Genomic DNA, 22,443 nt, shown 5'->3' with positions numbered 1-22,443 from the left:
GGCGGCTGGCACGATGGCCGCATGCCACGCCTCCTGAGACCGCTGGTCCGCGCCGTGACCTACACCCGCTGGCTGCACCTGCTGTGCGCCTCGGTGTTCGCCTTCGTGTGCGGTGCGATCTATCCGGGGCTGTCGTCCCCCACGGTGGGGAACTGGGCGCTCGTCTATGCCGTTCCGGTGCCGGTGCTCGTGCTGGTGGGCCTGGTGCCGGCGGTCCGGCGCGCGGAGGGGCTGCAGGCGCGGCTCATGCTGTTTCCCGGCGGGCACGCGCGCGTGGCGGGCGACGGCGCGGAGCGCGGCATCTCGGTCGCCCCGTCGGCGTCGTGGCGGGACCGGGGCAGGACGGCGGTGTGGCTGGTGCTGCGTCTGTTCCTGGGCCTCTCGGTGGCACTCGCGACGAGCCAGCTGATGGCGATCGTGCTGGAGTCGGTGGGCGCCGCGACGGGGCAGCCGGCGGGCACGGTGTCGCCGCTGCCGCTGCCCGACCGGGGCTGGTGGTGCGCGCTGCTCGTCCCGGTCGTGCTGCTCGCCCTGTTGTACGTGGTGGAGGGCTCGGGACGGCTGATGGCGCGGGCCGCCCTCATGCTGCTCGGCCCCTCCGCGGCCGAGCGGCTCGCGGCGCTGGAGGAGCGCACCGAGCAGTTGCTGGAGCGCAATCGCATCGCGCGGGAGCTGCACGACTCCATCGGGCACGCGCTGACGGTCGCGGTGGTGCAGGCGGGCGCGGCGCGGGCGGCGGGCGATCCGGCGTTCACGGACCGCGCGCTGGACGCCATCGAGGAGACCGGCCGGGCCGCTCTGGAGGACCTGGAGCGGGTCCTGGTGGTGCTGCGGGAGGCGGAGCAGCCGGTGGGCGCCCGGCCCACGCTCCAGGACGCGGACCGGCTGCTCGACTCGGCGCGGGCCTCGGGCGCGAAGGTCGACGTGACGGTGTGCGGCCCGCTGGAGACGGTGCCGGGGCCGGTCTCGCGGGAGGGCTACCGGATCCTTCAGGAGGCGCTCACGAACGTCCTGCGGCACTGCGGCACCGTCCCGGTCCGGGTCGCGCTCACCGTGGCCGGCGGGCGGCTGACCCTGGACGTGCGCAACGACCTGCCCGCGGGGGCGGGCTCCGGAACCGGCGGCACGGGGAGCGGGCTGCGCGGGATGCGGGAGCGGGCCGCGCTGCTGGGCGGGCGGGCACGCACCGGACCGGTCGGGGAGGAATGGCAGGTGCACGTCGACCTGCCGGTGGGGTGACCTAGGCTGGCCGCGTGCCGCTCACCGTGCTTCTCGTCGACGACGAACCCCTGGTCCGCGCCGGTCTGCGCGCCGTGCTGGAGGCCCAGCCGGACATCGAGGTGGTGGGTGAGGCGGCCGACGGCGCGGCGGTGATCCCGCTGGTGCGTGAACTGCGGCCCGATGTCGTCGCGATGGACGTACGGATGCCGCTGCTCGACGGGATCGAGGCCACGCGCGCGGTGCTGCGCGCCGTGGACCGGCCGCCGAAGATCCTCGTCATCACGACCTTCGAGAACGACGAGTACGTGTACGGGGCGCTGCGCGCGGGCGCCGACGGGTTTCTGCTGAAGCGGGCGCGGCCCGCCGAGATCGTGCACGCGGTGCGGCTCGTCGCGGCCGGTGAGTCCCTCCTCTTTCCGGCGGCGGTGCGGAAACTGGCGGCCTCGTACGGCAACGCGTCGGCCCGGGCCGCGATGGAGCGGGCCGCGCTGACCGAGCGCGAGGCGGCGGTGCTGCGGCTGATGGCGCGGGGCCGCTCGAACGCGGAGATCGCCGCGGATCTCGTGGTCGGCACCGAGACGGTCAAGTCGCATGTCAGCGCCGTGCTCGCCAAGCTCGGGGCCCGCGATCGGACCCAGGCGGTGATCGCCGCGTACGAATCCGGTTTCGTCGCGCCGGCCTGAGGTCCGTTCCGTCCGTTTCGGTGATCGCCCGGGTGAGCAGTCGAGTCCACAGAAGTGCACCCGACTCTCGCCGGTGCGGTCCCTGACGAGTACCATCCGGCGAACACGCACAACTGCTGGGAGGACGGACGTTGGGGCAGCTGACCGGCGGGGATCCCTCTCTGCTCAGGCGGATCAATTCCGCAGTGGTGCTGCATGCGCTGCGCTCCACGGATTTCGCGACGCTCACCGAGATCACCCGGGTGACGGGCCTGTCACGGCCGACCGTCGAGGGCGTCGTCGAAGGGCTCATCGAGGCCGGCCTGGTCGTGGAGACCGCTGTCGCGGAGCCGGGCGCGCGGCGCCAGGGACGGCCCGCACGGAAGTTCCGCTTCCGGGCCGAGGCGGGGCATCTGCTGGGCCTGGAGATCGGGCCGCACCGGGTCGCCGCGGTGCTCTCGGCGCTCGACGGCAGGATCCTCGGCTCGGCGTCGAAGTCCGTCGACGAGACCGCGCCCGCGGAGGAGCGCATCGAGCGGCTGCGCGGGACCGTCGCGGATCTGCTGCGGCGCGCGGGGGTGGCGCGCAGTTCGCTGCGCGCGGTCGGTGTGGGCAGCCCGGGCATCGTGGAGGCCGACGGCACGGTACGCCTCGGCACGGCACTGCCGGGGTGGACCGGACTGCCGCTGGGCGAGCGGCTGCGGCGCTCCTTCAAGTGCCCGGTGATCGTGGAGAACGACGCCAACACCGCGGCCGTCGCCGAGCACTGGAAGGGCGCCGGCGTCGAATCGGACGACATGGTGTTCGTGATGGCGGGGCTCAGCCCCGGGGCCGGTTCGCTGATCGGCGGGCGGCTGCACCGCGGGTACGGGGGCGCGGCCGGGGAGATCGGGGCGTTGCACCTGCTGGGCCGTGAGGTGCGCCCGGAGACGCTGCTGTCGACGACCGACGAGCCGCTGCATCCGCTGGACGAGCAGGCCGTGGCGAAGGTGTTCGCACTGGCCCGGGAGGGCGACGAGCGGGCCGGCGCCGCGATGGAGCGGTTCATTCAGCGGCTCGTGCACGATGTCGCCGCGCTGGTGCTGGCCGTGGACCCGGAGCTCGTCGTGGTCGGCGGCTGGGCCGCCGGACTCGACGGCGTCCTCGATCCGCTGCGGCGCGAACTGGAGCGGTACTGCCTGCGGCCGCCGCGCGTGGCCCTGTCGTTGCTGGGCGAGGCGGCGGTGGCCACCGGGGCCCTGCGGCTCGCCCTGGATCACGTGGAGGAGCAGCTCTTCGCCACGGAGGGGACGGTCACGGCCCGCCGGTGACGGGGGCGCCTTGCACGGCGCCCCGGTCCGCGGTCTGCCGACCGCGCCAGACGTCCCTGCGAAGGGTCAGGACGCGCGCGTCTGCGGGGTGTGGTGGATCTCCACGCCGGTCGTGTCGCCGAAGGTGAGACGGCAGGTGTCCGCCCGGTAAGTCGCCAGGGACACGGCGGCCGTGACGCCCTCGCTGAAGTAGCGGGTCGTGACGACGAGGACCGGGGCGCCCGGGAGGCGGTCCAGTTCCTTCGCGTCGTCGGCGCGGGCCGAGCCCAGCTCGACCGCGCGGTCCTGGCCGTCGAGGCCGAAGCGGTGCAGCTCGCGCAGGACGGCACGCGCGCGTGCGGCGCCGGAGGGCGCGTCTATGGCGGTCAGGTCGGGCACCGAGGCCGACGGCACGTAGAGCAGCTCGGCCGCGACCGACTGCCCGTGCGAGACGCGCGTACGGCGCAGCACGTGCACGGTCTCGCCCGGAGCGGTCTCCAGCATGGCGGCGACGGCGGCCGGCGGCACGTCCGGGGCGCAGTCGACGGCCTGCCACGCGTCCCCGCTGGCGCCCGGCCAGTCCTGGTCGGTGGCGGCGACGGCGACACCCATCCGAGGCGGCGCGACGGTGGTGCCGACGCCGCGGCGGCGCTGCAGCCGGCCTTCGAGTTCGAGCTGTTCGAGCGCCTGGCGGAGCGTGGCCCGGGCGACGCCGAAGCGGGCCGCGAGGTCTCGCTCGTTCGGCAGGATCTCCCCGACGGTGAACTCGGAGTCGAGCGCCTCACTGAGCACGGTCTTCAGGTGCCAGTACTTCGGCTCCGGTGCCGCTTCCAACTGCGTGGTCCCCACCCTGTCCTCCGCAACAGCCGTGCCCCGGCGGCTTTTTAGCGCCCTTGTTTATTAAAGGTTCCTGCACTATCTCTGCGAGAGTAGGGCCGCCCCGGGGCTTGGTCAAGACCAATCCTCGATCGGTTACCGCCCGCACAGGGGCCCTGCCGCAGAGCATTCATGGAGGGCAGCAATCCGTTCATCCGGCGTTCGCACGGCACTCGACGGCACACGGAAGGGCCCGCCCACCGCGGTCGTGCGGGAGCGGGCCCAACTTCCGGTGATTCGTGCGGGGATGCCTACAGAAGCGACTGGAGCTTGTCCGGGTTGCGCACGATATAGACGTACTGAATCCTGCCCGCGGAGATGCCGAGCTGGATGACGGAGTCGGCCTTGCCCTCGGAGAGGACCAGAAGCCCGGGGCCGCCGTTGATCTCCACGGCACGGAACTCGAGTCCCACGGCACCCCCTTGCCGCACGGCGCCCGTGACGAGGCGGCCCACCTTGTCGGCGGTCTCGATGACGCGCACGGGCGCCTTGGACTTGCCGCCGCTGTCGCCGACGAGGCGCGCGTCCGGGGCGAGCAGGGCCATGAGGCCGTCGAGGTCGCCCTCGGTCGCGGCGGCGAGGAACCGCTCGGTGAGATCGCGCTGCTGCGCCGGGTCGACGTCGAAGCGGGGGCGCTTCTCCTCGACGTGTTTGCGCGCCCGGGCGGCCAGTTGGCGCACGGCGGGCTCACCGCGCTCCAGTGTCGCCGCGATCTCGCCGAAGGGCAGGCCGAACGCCTCGCGCAGCACGAAGACGGCGCGCTCCAGCGGCGAGAGCGACTCCAGGACGACGAGGACGGCGAGCGACACGGAGTCCGCGAGCACGGCGCGTTCGGCGGTGTCGGGGACGGTGGGACCGAAGTCGGTGACGAGCGGTTCGGGCAGCCACGGACCGACGTAGGACTCGCGCCGGGCCTGGGCCTGACGCAGTCGGTCGACGGCGAGGCGGGTGGTGATGCGCACCAGGTAGGCGCGCGGTTCGCGCACCTCGTCCCGGTCGGCCCGGGACCAGCGCAGCCACGCGTCCTGGACCACGTCCTCGGCGTCGGCCACACGGCCCAGCATGCGGTAGGCCACGCCCATCAGGACGGGGCGATGCTCTTCGAAGACGTCGCTCGCGAAATCGGTGGCCACGCCCTCCATCCCAGCCGACCGAACAGCGTCTGTCCAGGCGGCACCGGCACCTCCGCCCGGAGAACGGGCGGGCGGGCCCCGAAGTCGGCCTCACCCGGCCGGTGCGCACGGTCAGGGGTTTCGCTCCCCCTCTTGAACTGGACGCTACTCAGCGGTAATTGTTGCTGACAAGGAGTCTAAGGAACCGTCGAGGCGTGGCGGGGACAGGGAGCGAGCGACATGACGGAGCAGGCGTCCTTCACCATCGACAGCCCCGGCGGACCGCGCCGGGTGGCGGTCGCGTACGAGCGCACGGGCGCCGGGGAACCCCTTCTCCTGCTGCACGGGATCGGCCATCACTGGCAGGCCTGGCAGCCGGTGCTGCAGATCCTGGCGGCGGAGCGCGACGTGATCGCCGTGGATCTCCCGGGGTTCGGGACGTCTCCCGCGCTGCCGGAGGGCCTGGCCTACGACCTGTCGAGCGTGGTGCCGGTCCTGGACGCGTTCTGCCGTGAGCTCGAGATCGACCGGCCGCACGTCGCGGGCAACTCCCTGGGCGGGCTGCTCGCCCTGGAGCTGGGCCGCGAGAAGCTCGTACGGTCCGTCACCGCGCTGTCCCCGGCCGGTTTCTGGACCGAGGCCGAGCGCCGCTACGCCTTCGGAACGCTGCTCGCGATGCGGCAGGGCGCGCGGGCGATGCCGCTGCCCCTGGTCGAGCGGCTGTCCCGGTCGGCGGCGGGGCGGGCCGCGCTCACGGGGACCATCTACGCGCGCCCCGGGCGCCGTTCACCCGAGGCGGTGGTCGCCGAGACGCTGGCGCTGCGTGACGCGACCGGGTTCCGCGAGACGCTGGAGGCGGGCCGGAGCGTGCTCTTCCGCGACGACGTCCCCGAGATCCCCGTCACCATCGCCTGGGGCTCGCGCGACCGTCTCCTCGTCCGCCGTCAGGGCGTCCGCGCCAAGCGGGTCGTCCCCGGCGCGCGCCTGGTCCGGCTGCCCGGCTGCGGTCATGTGCCGATGAACGACGACCCGGCGCTCGTGGCCCGCGTCATCCTCGACACCAGCAGCTGACCGGCGGCTGAACACGCCCGAGCCCAGGGCGACCCCGGCGCCCACGAGCGCGCTGCCGATCGCCTGGGCAAGGCCGTACGTCCCCGAGCCGACCAGCGGCGCGGTGCATGCGGCCGCGACCGGGATGAGCCCGGAGAACAGCGTCGCGCGCTCCGCGCCGATCCGCTGCATGCCCATGTACCAGCACAAGAAGCCGATCACGGTGACGATCACGGCCTGCCACACCAGGGCGGCCGTCTCCGCGGCGTCGGGCATCCGCAGCCAGGAGGCGCCGTCGGCGAGGAGCCCCACGAGGGCCGCTTCGAGTGCGGCGATCCCGCAGACGACGCAGGACAGGAGCCGGGGGCCGAGCGGCGCCAGCACCGGCACGGCGAGCACGGCGAAGCCGACCTCACCGGCGAGGGCGCACACGGAGAAGGCGATGCCGGCGGCGTCCGTACGCCCCCACCCCTGGACGGTGAACGCGCCGGCCGCCACGAGCAACGCACCGTGGAGCACGATCCGTTGCGGCCGGCGCCCGGACAGCGCGGGCACCAGGACGGCGACGACCACGGGCGCGCATCCTACGAAGACACCCGGTACCGCCGGTTCCGCGGTCCGTTCCGCGGCGAGGATCGCGAGGTTGAAGGCGACCATGCCGACGGCCGCGAGCAGCGCGAGCCGGGCCCACCGACGCGCTCCCAGACGGCGCAGCGGGGCCGCGCCGCCGCGGCCGGCCAACGGCAGGAGAAGCAGGCAGGCGGTCCCGTAGCGCAGGAACTGGCCGCCCGCGTACGGGTAGTGGCCGAGGACGCTGTTGGCGGTGAAGGAGCCGCCCACCAGGACGCAGGCGAGAGCGGCGAGCAGGGAGCCCCGCAGGGATGAGGCGTTCATGCTGTCGACGCTAGGAGCGCCGGTGGTCCGGTTCGGGGTCCACCGAGGGGCCGTCATCGGGGACCAATCGAGAGCGTCGCATTAAGGTCCCTGCGTATGACGTCGCAGCCCGGTCCCCCCTCCGCCGCCTGGGAGTTGCTGCTGCCCGCGGCAGCGGCGCCGGCACGCGCGCGTGGTCGTTCGCTCCAGGCGGCGCTGCGGGCGGCGGTGCGCTCCGGGCGGCTCGCGCCGGGGACGCGGATGCCGTCGAGCCGGGATCTGGCCCGCGACCTCGGGGTGTCGCGCGGCCTGATCACCGAGGCGTACGAGCAGTTGACCGCCGAGGGCTATCTGCGCAGCGGGCGCGGCGCCGGGACCTGGGTGGGCGAGGCGGTGCGGGCCGCCGCTCCGGGTGCGCGGGACCTGGCCCCGCGCCCCTCCCCCGGTGTCCTGGCCGACTTCGTGGCGGGCAGCCCGGACCTGTCGCTGTTCCCGCGGGCCGCGTGGGCGGCGGCGCAGCGCGGCGTGCTCGCCGAACTGCCGCACCGGACGCTGGGATATCCCGATCCGCGCGGTCTGCCCCGGCTGCGTACGGCCCTCGCCGAACTGCTCGCCCGGCGCCGCGGGGTGGTGACGGACCCGGAGCGGATCGTCGTCTGTTCCGGGGTGACGCAGGCGGTGACGCTTCTGGCGATCGTGCTCCACGCGCGCGGACAGCGCGGCATCGGCGTGGAGAGCCCCGGCAGTCCGCAGTACGAGGACCTGTTCGCGACGGCGGGGCCGCGGGCGGTGCGGCTGCCCGTGGACGACGAGGGCCTCGTGATGGAGGCGCTGCGCGGCTCAGGAGTGCGCGCCGTGGTCACGACTCCCTCGCACCACTTCCCGTCGGGCATCGCGTACGCGGCCGCGCGCAGGGCTCACCTCCTCGACTGGGCACGGGAGGTGGGCGGGCTCGTGGTGGAGGACGACTACGACGGGGACTTCCGCTACGACCGCGCTCCGGTGGGCGCCCTGCAAGGCCTCGACCCGGAACACGTCGCCTATACGGGCTCGGTGAGCAAGTCGCTGGCGCCGGGGCTCCGGCTGGGCTGGCTGGTCGTGCCGGACGCGCTGGCCGAGGAGGTGGTGGCGCGCAAGCGGTACATGGATCTCGGCAACCCGGCGCTCGACCAGGCGGTGCTGGCCCGCTTCATCGAGCGCGGGGACCACGACCGGCACCTGCGGCGCTGCCAACGCGCCTACAAGGAGCGGCGGGACGCCCTGGTGGCCGCCCTGGACGCGTACCTGCCCGGCACCGAGGTCTCCGGGATCGCGGCGGGCCTGCACGCCATCGCCACCCTGCCCGCACGCTGCGGCCCGCAGGACGCCCTGCTGGCACGGCTGGCGGCGTCCGGGGTGGCGGTGCGCCCGCTCAGCCACTATGGGGGCGCCCCGGCGGGCGGCAGGGTGCCCCTGGTGCTCGGGTACGCTCATCTGACGCCCGCCCGTATCACCGAGGGCGTCCGTCTCCTGGCGGGCGCCGCTCAGGAGTTGGACCACGCGCGCGTGCACAGCACGAGGCGGTAGCCGTCGGGGTCCTCGACGGTGACGCCCCACTCGTTCCAGTACGGGTTGGGCGAGATGACGCGCTTGCCGCCGTGCTCCTCGAGGCGGGTCACGAGGTCCTCCGGGACAGGTCCGTCGACGTAGACGACGAGGAGGTCCTCCTCGGTGGGGCGGGGCGTCACGGGCGCCGCCCGTTCGTGGACGAGTTCGAGATGCCAGGAGGCGTCGGGCCGGCCGAGCATGAGCAGGTCGTGCTCGCCGGGGGTGGGACCGCCCTCGGCGCGGTACAGGACGCTCAGTCCGAGGCCGTGTCTCCAGAACTCCTCGGCGGCGGCGAGGTCGGCGGACGGGCGGGCGATGCGGATGTGGGCGGTGGCGAGCGGCTCCGCGGTCACGGGACGTCCCTTCGTCGGCAGGCCTCGACCCTATGGGCGTGGCGATCACCCGGGCATCGGGCGGCGGACCGGTGGGCGCCGGTCCCGGGTCCTAGGACTGGAGGTGCCCGGGAGGTGCCGTTCGTTCCGCGCGCCCGGTTCCCATGGCGGCGGGGGCGGTTGTTCACTTGGGGTTCGTGTGCACGCCGTGGCGGGACAGTAGGTGTGGCTCCGCGGCGTCGTGCGCAGTCCATGACACCGCACCGTCGTCGGAACCGTCACTGGAGGCGCTCATGACCCACCGTCCGCCCAGTCCCCTGCCCGGCCGCCGTGGAGTGCTGCGGGGTTCGCTCGCCGCGTCGGCGGCGCTCGCGCTGCCCTCGGTCGGCGGCGCGGTGGCTCCCGCGTTCGCCCTGTCGGGGCGTCCGGAGGCGGGCTGGGGTGTGCAGGCCGGCGATGTGAGCGCGCACTCGGGCCTGGTGTGGGTGCGCTCGGACCGCCCGGCGCGGATGATCGTCGAGACCTCGGCCACCGAGTCGTTCAAGCGGGTGACCAGATGGCGGGGACCGCTGGTCGGCCCCGACACGGACTTCACGGGGACGACGCGGCTGCGCGGGCTGCCGCCCGGCGAGCAGATCCACTACCGGGTGCTGCTCGCCGACCCCGACGACCCGCGCCGTACCGGTGCGCCGGTCGCGGGCACCTTCCGCACCGCGCCCGCGGGGCGGCGCGGCGGGGTGCGGTTCCTGTGGTCCGGGGACATCGCGGGGCAGGGCTGGGGCATCAACCCGGACCGCGGCGGCTACCGGGTCTACGAGGACATGCGGGCCCTGAACCCGGACTTCTTTCTGTGCAGCGGCGACAACATCTACGCGGACGGGCCGATCCTGCCCAGCGTGACGCTGCCCGACGGGCGGGTGTGGCGCAATGTGACGACCGAGGAGAAGTCCAAGGTCGCCGAGACCCTCGCGGAGTTCCGCGGCGCGTTCCGCTACAACCTGCTCGACGAGAACGTGCGCCGTTTCAACGCGCAGGTCCCCACCCTCACGCAGTGGGACGACCACGAGGTGCACAACAACTGGTACCCGGGACAGATCCTGGACGACGCGCGCTACACCGAGAAGAGCACGGACGTGCTGTCGGCCCGGTCGCTGCGGGCGTTCAGCGAGTACTTCCCCGTCTCGACGCTGGCGCCCGGCGAGGCGGACGGGCGGGTGTACCGGGTCCTGCGGCACGGTCCGCTGCTCGACGTGTTCGTGCTCGACATGCGTACGTACCGCAACGCGAACTCGCCGAACCGGCAGGCCGACGACGCGACCGGCATTCTCGGCGCCGAGCAACTCGCTTGGCTGAAGCGTGAGTTGTCGCGGTCGCGGGCGACGTGGAAGGTGATCGCCTCCGACATGCCGCTGGGGCTCGTGGTGGCGGACGAGGCGGTGAACTTCGAGGCGGTGGCGCAGGGCGACCCGGGCGCGCCGCTCGGTCGGGAGCTGCAGATCGCCGAGCTGCTGCGGCACATCAAGCACCGGCGGATCACCGGCACGCTGTGGCTGACCGCCGACGTGCACTACACCTCCGCGCAGCACTACGAGCCGTCGGGCGCCGCGTTCCAGGACTTCGAGCCGTTCTGGGAGTTCGTCTCGGGCCCGCTGGCCGCCGGCGGGTTCCCGGCGGTGAAGCTCGACGGGACGTTCGGCCCGCGGCAGGTGTTCGTCAAGGCGCCGGCGCGGGCCAACACCTCGCCCGCGGAGACCCCGCCGTACTTCGGCGAGGTGGACATCGACGGCGGCAGCGGGGAACTGACGGTGCGGCTGCGACAGGAGGGTGGCGACGTGCTGTTCTCCCGGACCCTGCAGCCGGGCCGCGTCGGACAGTGACCGAGACCCTTCTCAGGCAAATACCGAATAAAACGGGCATAGACACTCTTAACCCGTCGGTCACAAACCGTTCGTGATCACGCAACACCGTTCCTTCACAGTGGATGCATGAGTCAAGACATGTCTGATGTGACACGAGTGAAGCACGGTCGTCCGGTCCACCACTGGCGCAGGGATCTGGTGGAACTCGCCGCCCTGTTCACGGCGGTGGCGGTGGCGGACGCCGTGGCGAACATGATCGGGCACGGTCCCGACGGGCCCGGGCTCCTGGTGGTCTCGGCGGTGGTGCTGCTCGCCACGGCGGGGTTCCACGTGTGGTGGTCACGACGCCCGGGGCACGCACCGCCGTCGCCTGATACCGGCGCCCGGCCGTCCGCCTCCGACGAGGACGAGGCGGCGGCCGGGCGACAGGCCGGGGCGGCACCGCTCGACCCGGCGCAGAGCGTGCTGTGGCGGATGCGCACGACGGTCCGGGACGAGCCGGGTTCGCTCGCCGTGCTGTGCACCGCCCTCGCCGGGCGACGCGTGGACATCCTGAGCCTGCAGACGCACCCGCTGGCCGACGGCACCGTGGACGAGTTCCTGCTGCGCGCCCCGCACGACCTGCCCGCCGCCGAGCTGACCCGCGCCGTGGCCGGCGCCGGCGGATCCGGCACCTGGATCGAGCGGGCCGACGCCCACGACCTGGTGGACGCCCCCACCCGGATCCTGGGACTGGCCACGCGCACCGCTCTGGACGCGGCCGAACTGCCGCTGGCCCTGCGCCAGTTGCTGGGCCGGTGCACCATCAGGTCGCTGCCCGCCGCGGCGGCGGCACCGGTCGAGGGCGGCTTCGACGAGACCGCGATGCGGCTGCGCACCCCGGAGGGCGGGGTGATCACCGTGGAGCGGCCGTATCTGCCGTTCACCCCGACCGAGTTCGCGCGGGCCCGCGCCCTCGTGGAGCTCGACGCGCGCCTCGGCCCGCGCGTGCCGCGCGGTGAGCACGTGCTCACGCTGCCCGAGGGCAACGACATCACGGTGCGGCGCGCGGACGTCGCGGACCTCGCGGCGTCGAAGGAGATGCACGAGCGGTGCTCGCAGCGGACGCTGAGCATGCGCTACCACGGCCCCGTCGGCGACGCGGACCGCTATCTCAACCACCTGCTCAGCCCTCGCTTCGGCCGCACCCTCGCCGCGCAGACCGCCTCGGGCCGGATCGTCGCGCTCGGCCATCTGCTGTGGGACGGCGACGAGACCGAGATCGCGCTGCTCGTGGAGGACGACTGGCAGCGCCGGGGCATCGGCGCCGAACTGCTCGGCCGCCTCGTCGGGCTGGCGATCGAGGCGGGCTGCGAGAGCGTGTACGCGGTCACCCAGGCGTCCAACACGGGCATGGTCGCGGCGATGCGCGGCCTCGATCTGCCGCTCGACTACCAGATCGAGGAGGGCACGCTGGTGATCACCGCGCGGCTCGGCGCGACACCGGTGGCGTCCCGTCCGCCGTACGAGCAGGCCGAACAGCACTGACCACGTCGCGCCCGTGGCCCTCCCCGTCTCCGAGGGCCCGGTCGAGATCGGCCCACAGGTCCTCGACGTCCTCCAGGCCGACCGACAGGCGCAGCAGCCGGTCGCCGACGCCCGCCGCCCTGCGGTCGTCGGCGGCCACGACCCGGTGGCTGATCGAGGCCGGGTGCTGGATGAGCGAGTCGACGCTGCCGAGGCTGACCGCCGGGGTGACGAGCCGGACCCCGGCGGTCACCGCGTGCGGGTCACCGGCGACCTCGAAGGCCACCATGGCGCCGCCGATCCGCGGATAGTGGACGCGGGTCACGCGCGGGTCGCCGGCCAGGCGCCGGGCGAGTTCCGCCGCGGTCGCCGAGGCGGCGCGCACCCGTACCGGCAGCGTGGACAGGCCGCGCAGCAGGAGATATCCGGCGAGCGGATGCAGCACGCCGCCCGTCGCGAACCGCACCTTGCGCAGTTCCCGGGCGAGCGGCTCGTCGCACGCCACGACCCCGCCGAGCACGTCCCCGTGCCCGCCCAGGTACTTGGTGGCGCTGTGCAGCACCAGCCGCGCCCCGCTCTCGACGGGCCGTTGCAGTACCGGCGTGGCGAAGGTGTTGTCGACGAGCAGCGGTACGGAGCCGCAGGCATGGGCGACGGCGCGCAGGTCGACCTCGGCGAGGGTCGGGTTGGCCGGCGACTCCACCATGACGAGTCCCGTGTCGGGCCGGATCGCGTCGGCGATGCCCGCCGGGTCGACCCAGGTGACCTCCGAGCCGAGCGCACCCGCCGTCAGCAGGTGGTCGCTGCATCCGTAGAGCGGGCGGACCGCGACGACATGGCGCAGGCCCGCTCCGAGGCGTACGAGAAGTGTCGCGGTCAGCGCCGCCATGCCGCTCGCGAACGCGACCGCCGCATCGGTGCCTTCGAGGCGGGCGAGGGCCGTCTCGAAGCGGGCGACGGTCGGGTTGCCGAGCCGGCCGTAGACCGGCGGTCCGTCGTCGAGGACGCCGTCGGCGGCGAACGCGTCGATGCGGGCGGCCTCGGCGCGGCTGTCGGCGGACGGATAGGTGGTGGACAGGTCGATCGGCGGGGCGTGCAGGCCGAGGGCGGCGAGATCGTCGCGGCCGGCGTGCACGGCTTCGGTGGCGAGGGCCCGGGGGCGGGAAGGGGTCCGGGGGTACGTCACGTCCTCGTGGGTGTCCATGCGCCCAAGGCTGAACACCGGGCGGAGTGGAGGGGGCAACTCCCGTGCTACGTTCGGCGGATGGCCGACTCCGTCGTACTCGATCCGGTTGATCTGGAGATACTGCGGCTGCTGCAGAACGATGCCCGCACCACCTACCGCGACCTGGCCGCGCAGGTCGGTGTCGCCCCGTCGACGTGTCTGGACCGGGTGAGCCGGCTGCGCCGCTGCGGGGTCATCCTCGGGCATGTGCTGCGGCTCGACCCGGCGCGGCTGGGCCGCGGGCTGCAGGCGCTGCTGTCCGTCCAGGTGCGCCCGCACCGCAGGGAGCTGGTCGGCCCGTTCGTGGAGCGGATCAGGGCGCTGCCCGAGGCCCGCACGGTGTTCCATCTCACCGGGCCCGACGACTACTTGGTGCAGGTCGCCGTGCGCGACATGGCGGATCTGCAGCGCCTCGTCCTCGACGAGTTCACGTCGCGGCGCGAGGTGGCGCGCGTCGAGACCCGGCTCATCTTCCAGCAGTGGGAGTGCGGTCCGCTGCTGCCACCCGATGGTGACGCGGCCCCCTGACTCGTACGAGGATGTCCGCATGCCAGACACGTCGCACACCCAGCACCAGCTGCCCCGCCAGGTCGCCGACGCCTATGTCGACGCCCTCGTCGCCCTCGATCCCGTCAAGGGAACGTATCTCGGCGACCGCGCGTCCCACAGCAAGCTGCCCGATCTCTCGCCCGCGGGCCTCGACGCGCTGGCCGAGCTGGCCCGCGGGACGCTCGCGCGGCTCGACGAGGCGGAGCGCGCGCCGGGTGCCGACAGCGCGGTCGAGCGGCGGTGCGGGCGGCTGCTGCGCGAGCGGCTGACGGCACAGCTCGCCGTGCACGACGCCGATGAGCCGCTGCGCGCCGTCGCCAACCTGGGTTCGCCGGTCCACCGCGTGCGCGACGTCTTCACGGTCACCCCCACCGACACCGACGAGGACTGGGCGGCGATCGAGGAGCGGCTGCGCGCGGTGCCCGTGGCGTTCGCGGGGTACCGCGAGACGCTGGAGCGTGGCCTGGAGCGGAAGCTGCACGGCGGCCCGCGCCCGACGGCGACGTTCATCGGGCAGCTCACGGAGTGGGCGGGTCAGGAGCGCGGCTGGTTCGAGCAGTTCACCGCCGACGGGCCCGCGGCGCTGCGCGGCGAGCTCACCGAGGCGGCGCGGACCGCCGACGCGGCGACGGTCGGCCTGCGCGACTGGATGCGCGACGTGTACGCGCCCGCGATCGAGGGCTCCCCCGACGTGGTGGGCCGTGAGCGGTACGCGCGCTGGTCGCGGTACTACACCGGCGCCGACCTCGACCTGGACGAGGCGTACGCGTACGGCTGGAGCGAGTTCCACCGGCTGCTCGCCGAGATGCGCGCCGAGGCGGAGAAGATCCTGCCGGGCGCCGGGACGCCGTGGGTGGCGCTGGCCCATCTCGACGAGCACGGGCGGCACATCGAGGGTGTCGACGAGGTGCGGCAGTGGCTGCAGAACGTCATGGACGAGGCCATCGAGGCGCTCGACGGCACCCACTTCGAACTCGCCGAGCGGGTGCGGAAGGTGGAGTCCTGCATCGCGCCGCCCGGCAGCGCCGCCGCGCCCTACTACACGTCTCCGTCGGTGGACTTCTCGCGGCCGGGGCGCACCTGGCTGCCCACCATGGGCGAGACCCGCTTCCCGGTCTACGACCTGCTGTCCACCTGGTACCACGAGGGCGTCCCCGGCCACCATCTGCAACTGGCCCAGTGGACGCACGTCGCCGAGGATCTCTCCCGCTACCAGGCGACGGTCGGCGGGGTCTCCGCCAACTCCGAGGGCTGGGCGCTGTATGCGGAGCGTCTGATGGACGAGCTGGGCTTCCTCACCGACGCGGAGACGCGGCTCGGCTACCTGGACGCGCAGATGATGCGTGCGGCGCGGGTCATCGTCGACATAGGGATGCACCTGGAGCTGGAGATCCCGGCGGACTCGCCGTTCCACCCGGGCGAGCGGTGGACCGCGGACCTGGCGCAGGAGTTCTTCGGGGCGCACAGCAGCCGTCCCGCGGACTTCGTGGAGAGCGAGCTGACCCGGTACCTGTCGGTCCCCGGCCAGGCCATCGGCTACAAGCTGGGCGAGCGGGCGTGGCTGCTCGGCCGGGCCAACGCGCAGGCGGCGCACGGCGACTCCTTCGACGCGAAGGCGTGGCACATGGCGGCGCTGTCCCAGGGATCGCTGGGCCTGGACGACCTGGTGGACGAGCTGTCCGCGCTGTAGGTCCCGGTGGACGGGCGGGACGGACGGGGCGGAAATCCACTGGCCCCGCTGCCCCGCCCGGCCCATCCTCGCTTCATGAGTACGCCCCGCACCCTCTTCCTCTCGCCCCGTCTCACGGACACCGGCCAGGCGCTGGCGGGCGCCGCCCGACGGCGCGGGCTGCATGTCGAGACGCTGACGGCGTGGCGTACGCCGGACGTCTTGCGAGGCTGTCCGGGCGCGTCCCTGTACGCGGGGCCGCTCTTCGCGGACGCGGTCTCCCGCGAGCTGGGGCTCGGGCTGCTGGAGGCGGCCCCCGGCTGGCTGGCCGGGCTGCCGCGTGAACTCACCCGCAGGGACATCGAGTTGACGACCGTCGCCGCGGCCCGCGGGCTGCGGCGTCCGGCGTTCGTGAAGCCCCCAACGACAAGAGCTTCCCGGCCCGCGTCTACCCGGACGGCAGTCGGCTGCCGGGCCCGGACGCGGTCGACGACACCACACCGGTGCTGGTCAGCGACATCGTGGCCTTCGACGTGGAGTACCGGTTGTTCCTGCTCGACGGGGAGGTGCGCACCGCGAGCCGGTACGCGCGGCGCGCTCGCTGTGGTGCCGCTCGATGACGACCCGTTGCGCGGCGAGGTCCTGACGTTCGCGGCGCGACTGCCGGCCGCTCAGCTGCCGAGTGCGGTGGTCGTCGACGTGGGACGGCTGGCCCACGACGGCGGCTGGGCCGTCGTGGAGGCCAACGCGGCCTGGGCGAGCGGTCATTACGCCTGCGACCCGGACGCCGCCCTCGACGTGGTGCTGCGTGCGGCCTGTCCGGCGGGCTCTGTCGGCCGCCGGGACACCCGCTTCCTGCGCGCGTCGCCGCCCCGGGTCGGCTGACCGGCCCGGGGCCGGGTTCAGCAGCCGCAGTCGTCGGCGTCGACGGGCGCGGTCAGCGGGTCGGCGTCCTTGCGCGCGGGCCCCTCCCACGTCTCGTACGCGAAGCCCTCGCGCACCCAGTACTCGAACCCGCCGAGCATCTCCTTGACCTGGAAGCCGCGTTCGGCGAGGGCGAGGGCGGCCCGGGTCGCGCCGTTGCAGCCGGGGCCCCAGCAGTAGGTGACGACGGGCACGGCCTTGTCCAGGAGCTGCTCGGCCTGCTCCGCTATCAGCGCGGTCGGCAGGTGGACCGCGCCGGGGACGTGGCCCTGGTCCCAGGACGCGGTGGAGCGCGAGTCGAGGAGGACGAACCCGGGGTCGCCGTCCGCGGCCAGTGCCGCCGCCACGTCGGACACGTCGGCGTGGAAGGCGAGGCTCGCGCCGAAGTAGGCGGCAGCGGCGGCGGGCGAGGCGGGGGCGACCCGCAGGACCGGGTTGCCGGGGGTCGTGGCGGTCGTGGCGGTCGTGGTCATGCGGCGTCCTCCGTCGTTCGGTGCTCGTGGTGCGGGCGGTGCGGCGGCCCGTTCCCTGGCCAGAAATCTACGGGCAGTGATCGTCTTCCTGAAGGGTCGATCCCCGGCATCCCTCTTGATCCGCCGGGGAATCCCCTGCTATCTCTCGACCATGACCGCTGATTCCACCGCCGCGCCCGTCCATGTCCCTGACGCCACCGACTGGCGCATTCTGCAGGTGCTGCAGCGCGAGGGCCGCGCCAGTTACGCCGAGCTGGCGCGGGCCGTGTCCATGTCCGCGAGCGCCGTCACGGAGCGGGTGCGCCGGCTGGAGGAGGCCGGGGTCATCGCGGGGTACGCGGCGGTGGTGGTGCCGGAGCGGCTCGGCCTGCCGATCCTCGCGTTCGTACGGCTGCGCTACCCGAACGGGAACTACAAGCCCTTCCACGACCTGGTCGAGGTGACGCCGGAGATCCTGGAGGCGCACCACGTCACCGGCGACGACTGTTTCGTCATCAAGGTCGCGGCCCGCTCCATGAGTCATCTGGAGGAGGTCTCGGGCAAGATCGGCGCGCTGGGGTCCGTGACCACGAGCGTGGTGTACTCCTCGCCGCTGCCGCGCAGGGAGATCGGTCACTGAACAGGGAGATCGCTCACTGACCGGACGTCAGGGCCGGTCCCCCGCCCGCCCCCTCGGCGGCCGGGGCCTGAAGCACGCGCCCGGCCCCGCCGTCACGACCCGTCGGCCCCGCGCCGCCGCACCACCGATCCCGCCCGCCCCTTCACGACCTCCAGCTGCGCGTGCACACGGCGGCGCAGGTCACCGACGTGGCTGACGATGCCGACGCTGCGGTCCCGCTCGCGCAGCGCGTCGAGGACGTCGAGGACCTCGTCGAGGGTCTGGTCGTCGAGGCTGCCGAACCCCTCGTCGATGAAGAGGGTGTCGAGGCGGACACCGCCCGCCTCGTCGGTGACGACGTCCGCGAGGCCCAGCGCGAGGGCGAGCGAGGCGAAGAAGGTCTCGCCGCCGGAGAGGGTCGCCGTGTCGCGCTCGCGGCCGGTCCAGGCGTCGACGACGTGCAGTCCCAGGCCCGAACGGCCGCGCCCCGCAAGGGAGTCGGAGTGGACCAGCGTGTACCGGCCGGACGACATCCGGCTCAGCCGGGCGGTCGCCGCGGCCGCCACCTGTTCGAGGCGGGCGGCGAGGACGTACGACTCCAGGCGCATCTTGCGCTCGTTGTCGGCGGAGGTGCCGGCCGCGAGCGAGGCGAGCCGGGCGATCCGGTTGTACGTCGTGCGCAGCGGGCCGAGGCGGCGGGCCTCGGTGGCGGCGCGCCGGGAGAGCCGGTCCAGTTCGTCGCAGCGGCGGGCAGCGGCGTCCCGCGCGGAGTCCGCGGCGCGCACCCGCGCGTCGGCGGCGTCGGCCGCGGCGCGGGCGGCCACGACATCGGCCTCGGGCCTGCGGGCGGCCGCCGCGGCATCCTCCTCGGCGAGCGTCGCGCGCACCGCGGCCTGCTCCGACTGCCAGGCGTCCAGGCGGTGCTGGAGCTCCCGGTGCCCGGCGTCGTCGAGGAGGGCGGCGGCCGCGGCCCGCGGCGTGTCGAACCCGGCCCGGAACGCGGCGTCGGCGAGTCGTGCGTCCGCGTCCTTGAGCCGGGTCGCGGTGTCCTCGACGGCGCGGGCCGCGTCGGCCGCCTCGGTGAGCAGCTGTGCGTGCCGCTCCAGCTGGGCCGCGCGCGCCTCGACGCTCTCGGCGCTGCCGCGGGCCTGCCTCAACTCGCGCTCCAGTGAGGCCTGCTCACGCTCCAGCGCCTCCCTGAGGGAGGCGCGGGCGGCGGTCCGTGTGGCGGCTTCCTGGCGGGCCGTGAGCCGCCGGTCGTGCTCGCTCTCCGCCTGGGTGAGGCTCTCGCGCGCCGCGTGCACGGCGGACGCCGCGGCGCGGGCCTCCGCGTGTCGTGCCTCGAGATCCCGGACGGCCTCGGCGAGCCCGGCGGCCGCCTCGTCCCCGGCGGCGGCTTTCGCGGCGGCCAGTTCCTCCCGTACGGCGCCCAGGGCGCGCTCGGTGTCGGTGCGCCGCCCGTCGGCGCTGCGGTAGGCGGCGAGGGCGCTCTCCTCGGCGGCGCGGTCGACGTGGCCCGCGGACTTGCGCATCGGCGCGGGGTGTTCGGTGGCGCCGCACACGGTGCAGGGGGCGCCGTCGACGAGGCCCTCGGCGAGCTCGGCGGCGACATCGCGCAGCCGCTGCTCCTTCAGGCCGAGCCAGTGCTCGTGCGCGGCGGCCGCGTCCTCGCGGGCCCGCAGCACGGCGGCCTCGGCGTCCTCGGCCTGCGTCGCGAGCCGGTCCCGCTCCACCGCGGCGCGGGCCCGCTGCCGCGCGGGGTCCAGCTGTCCGGCGAGGTGCTCGGCGCGGGTGACCGCCTCCTGGGCGTCGTCGACCCCCATCTGGAGTGCGGCGCGGCGCGCGTCCCAGGCGGCGAGCCAGGTGCCGGCCTCGTCGAGGAGTTCGGTGTCGGCGCGCTCCTCCCGGTCGAGTCCGGCGCGCTCGTCCGCGAGCCCGGCGAGTCTGCGCTCGGCGCGGCGCGCCGAGGCGAGCCCGCCGAGCTCCTGGGCGACACGCCGTGCGGCCTCGGCGAGGGCGGCGGGTCCCGCGTCGGCGAGCGGCTCCGGTACGACGGCGGGGTCGGGCTCTTCTTGAACGGCCCGGTCGTCCGGTTCCGGGAACAGGCCGTCCGGGGCATCCGCCTCGGCGACCAGCGGCCGGGCCGCCCGGAGAGCGCCACGGGCCCGGTCCTCGTCCCGCAGCGCCGCCCGGTGCTCGGCCTCCGCCGCCTCGCGCAGGGAGAGCGCGGGCGCGACCGTCTCCGCCTTGCGGCCCCGCTCCATCCGCTGTTCGAGCTCCCGGTGCTCCTCGGCGCGGTCCGCGAGCGCGGCCGCCCGCGCCCGGGCCTGGGCGAAGCGGCGCTGCAGGCGCTCCGTCTCGGTGACGTCGACCAGGTCGCGCTGTGCCGCCGCGCGCGCCGACTCGGCCGCGGCGAGGGCGAGATGGGTGTGCGTGTAGTGCTCGCGCGCGGTGGAGCGGGCGGTCGCGGCCCAGGCCAGGACGGCGTCCGCGAGGCCGGGGTCACCGGGGGCCGCGTCGACCGGCGGCAGTTCGACGAGGTCGCCCGCGGCCTGCTGCATGCGGTGCGCCTCGGCGAGCAACGCGGTGTCCCCGGTGGTCACTTGCTTCTCCGCGCCGCGCCGGTCCTCGGCGAGCCGCTGCTCGACGGCGGCGAAGCGGTGCGTGTCGAAGAGGCGGCCGAGGAGCTTGCCGCGCGCCTCCGCGTCGGCGCGCAGGAACCGGGCGAAATCCCCCTGCGGCAGCAGCACCACCTGGCAGAACTGGTCCTTGCTCATGCCGAGCAGCTGGGTGATCTCCTCGCCGATCTCCTGGTGGGAGCGGCTGAGGTCCTTCCACTGTCCCGCCACGGCGTCGTACTCGCGCAGCCAGCTCTGCGCCTTCTCCGTGGTCGTCCCGGTGCCGCGCTTCTTGGGGCGGGCGAACGGCGGCTGCCGGGTGAGCTCCAGGCGGCGGTCCGCGACGGTCAGGTCGAGGACGACCTCGGTGCGCACGCCCGGCTCGGCGTGATCGCTGCGCAGGTTCTGTCCCTGGCCGCTGCCGCTCTGCCGGGCGCCGGGCACGGATCCGTACAGGGCGAAGCAGACCGCGTCGAGGACGGAGGTCTTGCCGGCGCCGGTCGGCCCGTGCAGCAGGAAGAGGCCGGCGGACGACAGCGCGTCGAAGTCGATCTCCTGTGTCCCACCGAAGGGGCCGAACGCCGTGATGCGCAGGGTGTGCAGCCTCACCGGGCGACCTCGCGCACCACGTCGTCGGCGCGGACGGCGTCGAACGCGTCCCGCAGCACCGCCCGCTCGTCGTCGTCGGGCCCGGCGCCCCGGACATGGGTCACGAAGTCCTCCGCGATCTCGTGGTCGTCACGCCCCTTGAGGCGCTCGGCGTAGGTGGCGTCCGGCCGGGTGTCGGCGCGGCGCGGTTCGAAGAGCAGGCTGAGGGTGTGCGGGAAGCGGTCGGTCAGCCGGGCCATGGGGTCGTCGGGCCGGACCGCGTCGGTGAGGGTGGCCTCCACCCAGGACTCCTCGTGGACGGTGAGGTCCGGATCGGCGAGCAGGTCCGCCAGGTCCCCGCGGACACGGGCGAGCGCCCGGGGCACGGGGCAGTCGATCCGCTCGGCGGTGACGGCGCCCGCCTCGTCGAGGTCGACGAGCCACATGCTCTTGCGGTGGTCGGCCTCGGAGAAGGAGTACGGCAGCGGAGAGCCGGAGTAGCGGACGCGCTCGGAGATGACCTGGCTGCCGTGCAGATGCCCGAGCGCCACGTAGTCGACGCCGTCGAAGACACCGGCGGGGACGGCGGCGACACCGCCGACCGTGATGTCGCGCTCGCTGTCGCTCGGCGCGCCCCCGGTCACGAAGGCGTGCGCGAGGACCACGGAGCGGGTGCCGGCGGCGCGCCCGGCGAGGTCGGCGCGGATCCGCTCCATCGCGGCGGCGAGCACCTGCTCGTGGCCCGCCTTGGGGACGCCGAACTCGTCCTTCACGAGCGCGGGCTCCAGATACGGCAGTCCGTAGAAGGCCACGTCCCCGTGGGTGTCCGGCAGGACGACGGGGTCGGCGCAGCGGCTCGGCTGCGTACGGAGGTGGATGCCGGCGCGCCCGATGAGTCCGGCTCCGACACCGAGGCGGCGGGCCGAGTCGTGGTTCCCGGAGATCATCACCGTGGGTACGCCGAGCTCGGCGAGGCGGTGCAGCGCGTCGTCGTACAGCTCGACGGCCGCGAGCGGCGGGACCGCCCGGTCGTAGACGTCGCCCGACACGACCACCGCGTCCACGCCGCGCTCGCGCACGGTGGTGACGAGGTGGCCGATGAACGCGGCCTGGGCGTCGAGCATGCTCACGCGGTGGAACGCGCGGCCCAGATGCCAGTCGGACGTGTGCAGCAGCCTCATGACACACGAGGCTAACCGCTGGGTCGGACATCACGGCCGGAACGGCCGAACCGCCCGGACCGGCCGGACCTGGCACAACGCCCGCCTCGCGCGGACCAGGAACCCGCGTTCCGCATCGTGGACGCGGTCCCGGACGGGCGCGGCCGATGGGGATTCCCTTCCAAGTACCGCTCCGGCATGGGGGTTTCGGCCCGCGCCGGCACTCCGTGGAAGGGATTCCCGACAGCCGCTTCGCCAAAGCCGTCTCGACC

The 22,443-nt window shown here is 74.2% G+C and carries 18 protein-coding genes and 1 pseudogene; 11 read left to right on the top strand and 8 right to left on the bottom strand.

Annotated elements, in window-relative coordinates:
- Positions 1 to 21 precede the first annotated feature (21 nt).
- The 3 genes from ACQUQD_RS35590 to ACQUQD_RS35580 all read left to right on the top strand — a co-directional run bounded on the left by ACQUQD_RS35590 (position 22) and on the right by ACQUQD_RS35580 (position 3,193).
- Positions 22 to 1,239 carry a sensor histidine kinase gene (locus tag ACQUQD_RS35590; RefSeq protein ID WP_428956314.1) on the top strand — a complete coding sequence of 406 codons (1,218 nt, stop codon included), beginning with the start codon at positions 22 to 24 and terminating at the stop codon, positions 1,237 to 1,239.
- Positions 1,240 to 1,253: 14 nt separating this feature from the next.
- Positions 1,254 to 1,904, top strand: a complete 651-nt coding sequence (locus ACQUQD_RS35585) for a response regulator transcription factor (RefSeq protein ID WP_428956313.1) — start codon at positions 1,254 to 1,256, stop codon at positions 1,902 to 1,904.
- Positions 1,905 to 2,035: 131 nt separating this feature from the next.
- Positions 2,036 to 3,193, top strand: coding sequence for an ROK family transcriptional regulator (locus tag ACQUQD_RS35580; protein ID WP_428956312.1), 1,158 nt, complete (start codon positions 2,036 to 2,038; stop codon positions 3,191 to 3,193).
- Positions 3,194 to 3,259: 66 nt separating this feature from the next.
- On the opposite strand, the gene ACQUQD_RS35575 is transcribed toward ACQUQD_RS35580, so the two are convergent.
- Both ACQUQD_RS35575 and sigJ read right to left on the bottom strand, forming a co-directional pair.
- Complete coding sequence (locus ACQUQD_RS35575; protein ID WP_428956311.1) at positions 3,260 to 4,021, bottom strand: GntR family transcriptional regulator; 762 nt, start codon at positions 4,019 to 4,021, stop codon at positions 3,260 to 3,262.
- A gap of 278 nt (positions 4,022 to 4,299) precedes the next feature.
- Complete coding sequence (sigJ, locus tag ACQUQD_RS35570) at positions 4,300 to 5,181, bottom strand: RNA polymerase sigma factor SigJ (protein WP_428956310.1); 882 nt, start codon at positions 5,179 to 5,181, stop codon at positions 4,300 to 4,302.
- A 219-nt stretch (positions 5,182 to 5,400) separates the two neighbouring features.
- Here sigJ and ACQUQD_RS35565 point away from each other — a divergent pair, with 219 nt between their 5' ends.
- Entirely contained in the window at positions 5,401 to 6,231 is an 831-nt protein-coding gene (locus ACQUQD_RS35565) for an alpha/beta fold hydrolase (protein ID WP_428956309.1), read from the top strand.
- A gap of 84 nt (positions 6,232 to 6,315) precedes the next feature.
- Here ACQUQD_RS35565 and ACQUQD_RS35560 read toward each other — a convergent pair.
- Positions 6,316 to 7,104: pseudogene (locus tag ACQUQD_RS35560) on the bottom strand (DMT family transporter); the annotation flags it as partial.
- A gap of 96 nt (positions 7,105 to 7,200) precedes the next feature.
- On the opposite strand from ACQUQD_RS35560, the gene ACQUQD_RS35555 reads away from it, so the two are divergent.
- A complete protein-coding gene (locus ACQUQD_RS35555) occupies positions 7,201 to 8,649 on the top strand; it encodes a PLP-dependent aminotransferase family protein (protein ID WP_428956308.1) in 1,449 nt (482 codons plus the stop codon).
- On the opposite strand, the gene ACQUQD_RS35550 is transcribed toward ACQUQD_RS35555, so the two are convergent.
- A complete protein-coding gene (locus ACQUQD_RS35550) occupies positions 8,607 to 9,023 on the bottom strand; it encodes a VOC family protein (protein WP_428956307.1) in 417 nt (138 codons plus the stop codon). The genes ACQUQD_RS35555 and ACQUQD_RS35550 overlap by 43 nt on opposite strands.
- A 272-nt stretch (positions 9,024 to 9,295) precedes the next feature.
- Here ACQUQD_RS35550 and ACQUQD_RS35545 point away from each other — a divergent pair, with 272 nt between their 5' ends.
- Together ACQUQD_RS35545 and ACQUQD_RS35540 are read left to right on the top strand one after the other, a co-directional pair.
- Entirely contained in the window at positions 9,296 to 10,879 is a 1,584-nt protein-coding gene (locus ACQUQD_RS35545) for an alkaline phosphatase D family protein (protein ID WP_428956306.1), read from the top strand.
- Between the two features lie 120 nt (positions 10,880 to 10,999).
- Positions 11,000 to 12,388, top strand: a complete 1,389-nt coding sequence (locus ACQUQD_RS35540) for a GNAT family N-acetyltransferase (protein WP_428956305.1) — start codon at positions 11,000 to 11,002, stop codon at positions 12,386 to 12,388.
- On the opposite strand, the gene ACQUQD_RS35535 is transcribed toward ACQUQD_RS35540, so the two are convergent.
- On the bottom strand, positions 12,321 to 13,571 hold the full coding sequence (locus ACQUQD_RS35535; RefSeq protein WP_428956304.1) for a trans-sulfuration enzyme family protein: 1,251 nt from the start codon (positions 13,569 to 13,571) through the stop codon (positions 12,321 to 12,323). The genes ACQUQD_RS35540 and ACQUQD_RS35535 overlap by 68 nt on opposite strands.
- A gap of 60 nt (positions 13,572 to 13,631) precedes the next feature.
- Here ACQUQD_RS35535 and ACQUQD_RS35530 point away from each other — a divergent pair, with 60 nt between their 5' ends.
- The 3 genes from ACQUQD_RS35530 (at position 13,632) to ACQUQD_RS35520 (ending at position 16,695) form a co-directional block, all read left to right on the top strand.
- Complete coding sequence (locus tag ACQUQD_RS35530) at positions 13,632 to 14,120, top strand: Lrp/AsnC family transcriptional regulator (protein WP_428956303.1); 489 nt, start codon at positions 13,632 to 13,634, stop codon at positions 14,118 to 14,120.
- Between the two features lie 19 nt (positions 14,121 to 14,139).
- Positions 14,140 to 15,831: a DUF885 domain-containing protein gene (locus tag ACQUQD_RS35525; protein ID WP_428956302.1), complete on the top strand. Its 1,692-nt coding sequence runs from the start codon at positions 14,140 to 14,142 to the stop codon at positions 15,829 to 15,831.
- A 75-nt stretch (positions 15,832 to 15,906) separates the two neighbouring features.
- Positions 15,907 to 16,695, top strand: coding sequence for an ATP-grasp domain-containing protein (locus ACQUQD_RS35520; protein WP_428956300.1), 789 nt, complete (start codon positions 15,907 to 15,909; stop codon positions 16,693 to 16,695).
- 17 nt (positions 16,696 to 16,712) lie between these two features.
- Here the strand turns inward: ACQUQD_RS35520 and ACQUQD_RS35515 are convergent, their stop codons facing one another.
- Positions 16,713 to 17,207 carry a rhodanese-like domain-containing protein gene (locus ACQUQD_RS35515; protein ID WP_428956299.1) on the bottom strand — a complete coding sequence of 165 codons (495 nt, stop codon included), beginning with the start codon at positions 17,205 to 17,207 and terminating at the stop codon, positions 16,713 to 16,715.
- 151 nt (positions 17,208 to 17,358) lie between these two features.
- Here ACQUQD_RS35515 and ACQUQD_RS35510 point away from each other — a divergent pair, with 151 nt between their 5' ends.
- On the top strand, positions 17,359 to 17,826 hold the full coding sequence (locus tag ACQUQD_RS35510; protein WP_428956298.1) for an Lrp/AsnC family transcriptional regulator: 468 nt from the start codon (positions 17,359 to 17,361) through the stop codon (positions 17,824 to 17,826).
- Between the two features lie 92 nt (positions 17,827 to 17,918).
- Here ACQUQD_RS35510 and ACQUQD_RS35505 read toward each other — a convergent pair whose 3' ends face one another.
- Together ACQUQD_RS35505 and ACQUQD_RS35500 are read right to left on the bottom strand one after the other, a co-directional pair.
- On the bottom strand, positions 17,919 to 21,032 hold the full coding sequence (locus ACQUQD_RS35505) for an AAA family ATPase (RefSeq protein WP_428956297.1): 3,114 nt from the start codon (positions 21,030 to 21,032) through the stop codon (positions 17,919 to 17,921).
- Positions 21,029 to 22,192, bottom strand: coding sequence for an exonuclease SbcCD subunit D (locus ACQUQD_RS35500; protein WP_428956296.1), 1,164 nt, complete (start codon positions 22,190 to 22,192; stop codon positions 21,029 to 21,031). The genes ACQUQD_RS35505 and ACQUQD_RS35500 overlap by 4 nt, the downstream gene beginning before the upstream one ends.
- Positions 22,193 to 22,443: the final 251 nt, after the last annotated feature.

This window comes from Streptomyces sp. cg35, assembly GCF_050410835.1.
In the GTDB taxonomy this organism is placed as follows: domain Bacteria; phylum Actinomycetota; class Actinomycetes; order Streptomycetales; family Streptomycetaceae; genus Streptomyces.
The sequence above is the reverse complement of the archived record's forward strand: the minus strand, read 5'-3'. Positions and strand labels throughout refer to the sequence as shown.

Bases quoted from the DNA above. Each gene is read 5' to 3' on its own strand.
- ACQUQD_RS35590 (WP_428956314.1), top strand. From the start codon at position 22: ATGCCACGCCTCCTGAGACCGCTGGTCCGCGCCGTGACCTACACCCGC.
- ACQUQD_RS35565 (WP_428956309.1), top strand. From the start codon at position 5,401: ATGACGGAGCAGGCGTCCTTCACCATCGACAGCCCCGGCGGACCGCGC.
- ACQUQD_RS35555 (WP_428956308.1), top strand. From the start codon at position 7,201: ATGACGTCGCAGCCCGGTCCCCCCTCCGCCGCCTGGGAGTTGCTGCTG.
- ACQUQD_RS35545 (WP_428956306.1), top strand. From the start codon at position 9,296: ATGACCCACCGTCCGCCCAGTCCCCTGCCCGGCCGCCGTGGAGTGCTG.
- ACQUQD_RS35540 (WP_428956305.1), top strand. From the start codon at position 11,000: ATGTCTGATGTGACACGAGTGAAGCACGGTCGTCCGGTCCACCACTGG.
- ACQUQD_RS35535 (WP_428956304.1), bottom strand. From the start codon at position 13,571: ATGGACACCCACGAGGACGTGACGTACCCCCGGACCCCTTCCCGCCCC.
- ACQUQD_RS35530 (WP_428956303.1), top strand. From the start codon at position 13,632: ATGGCCGACTCCGTCGTACTCGATCCGGTTGATCTGGAGATACTGCGG.
- ACQUQD_RS35525 (WP_428956302.1), top strand. From the start codon at position 14,140: ATGCCAGACACGTCGCACACCCAGCACCAGCTGCCCCGCCAGGTCGCC.
- ACQUQD_RS35520 (WP_428956300.1), top strand. From the start codon at position 15,907: ATGAGTACGCCCCGCACCCTCTTCCTCTCGCCCCGTCTCACGGACACC.
- ACQUQD_RS35515 (WP_428956299.1), bottom strand. From the start codon at position 17,207: ATGACCACGACCGCCACGACCGCCACGACCCCCGGCAACCCGGTCCTG.
- ACQUQD_RS35510 (WP_428956298.1), top strand. From the start codon at position 17,359: ATGACCGCTGATTCCACCGCCGCGCCCGTCCATGTCCCTGACGCCACC.
- ACQUQD_RS35500 (WP_428956296.1), bottom strand. From the start codon at position 22,192: ATGAGGCTGCTGCACACGTCCGACTGGCATCTGGGCCGCGCGTTCCAC.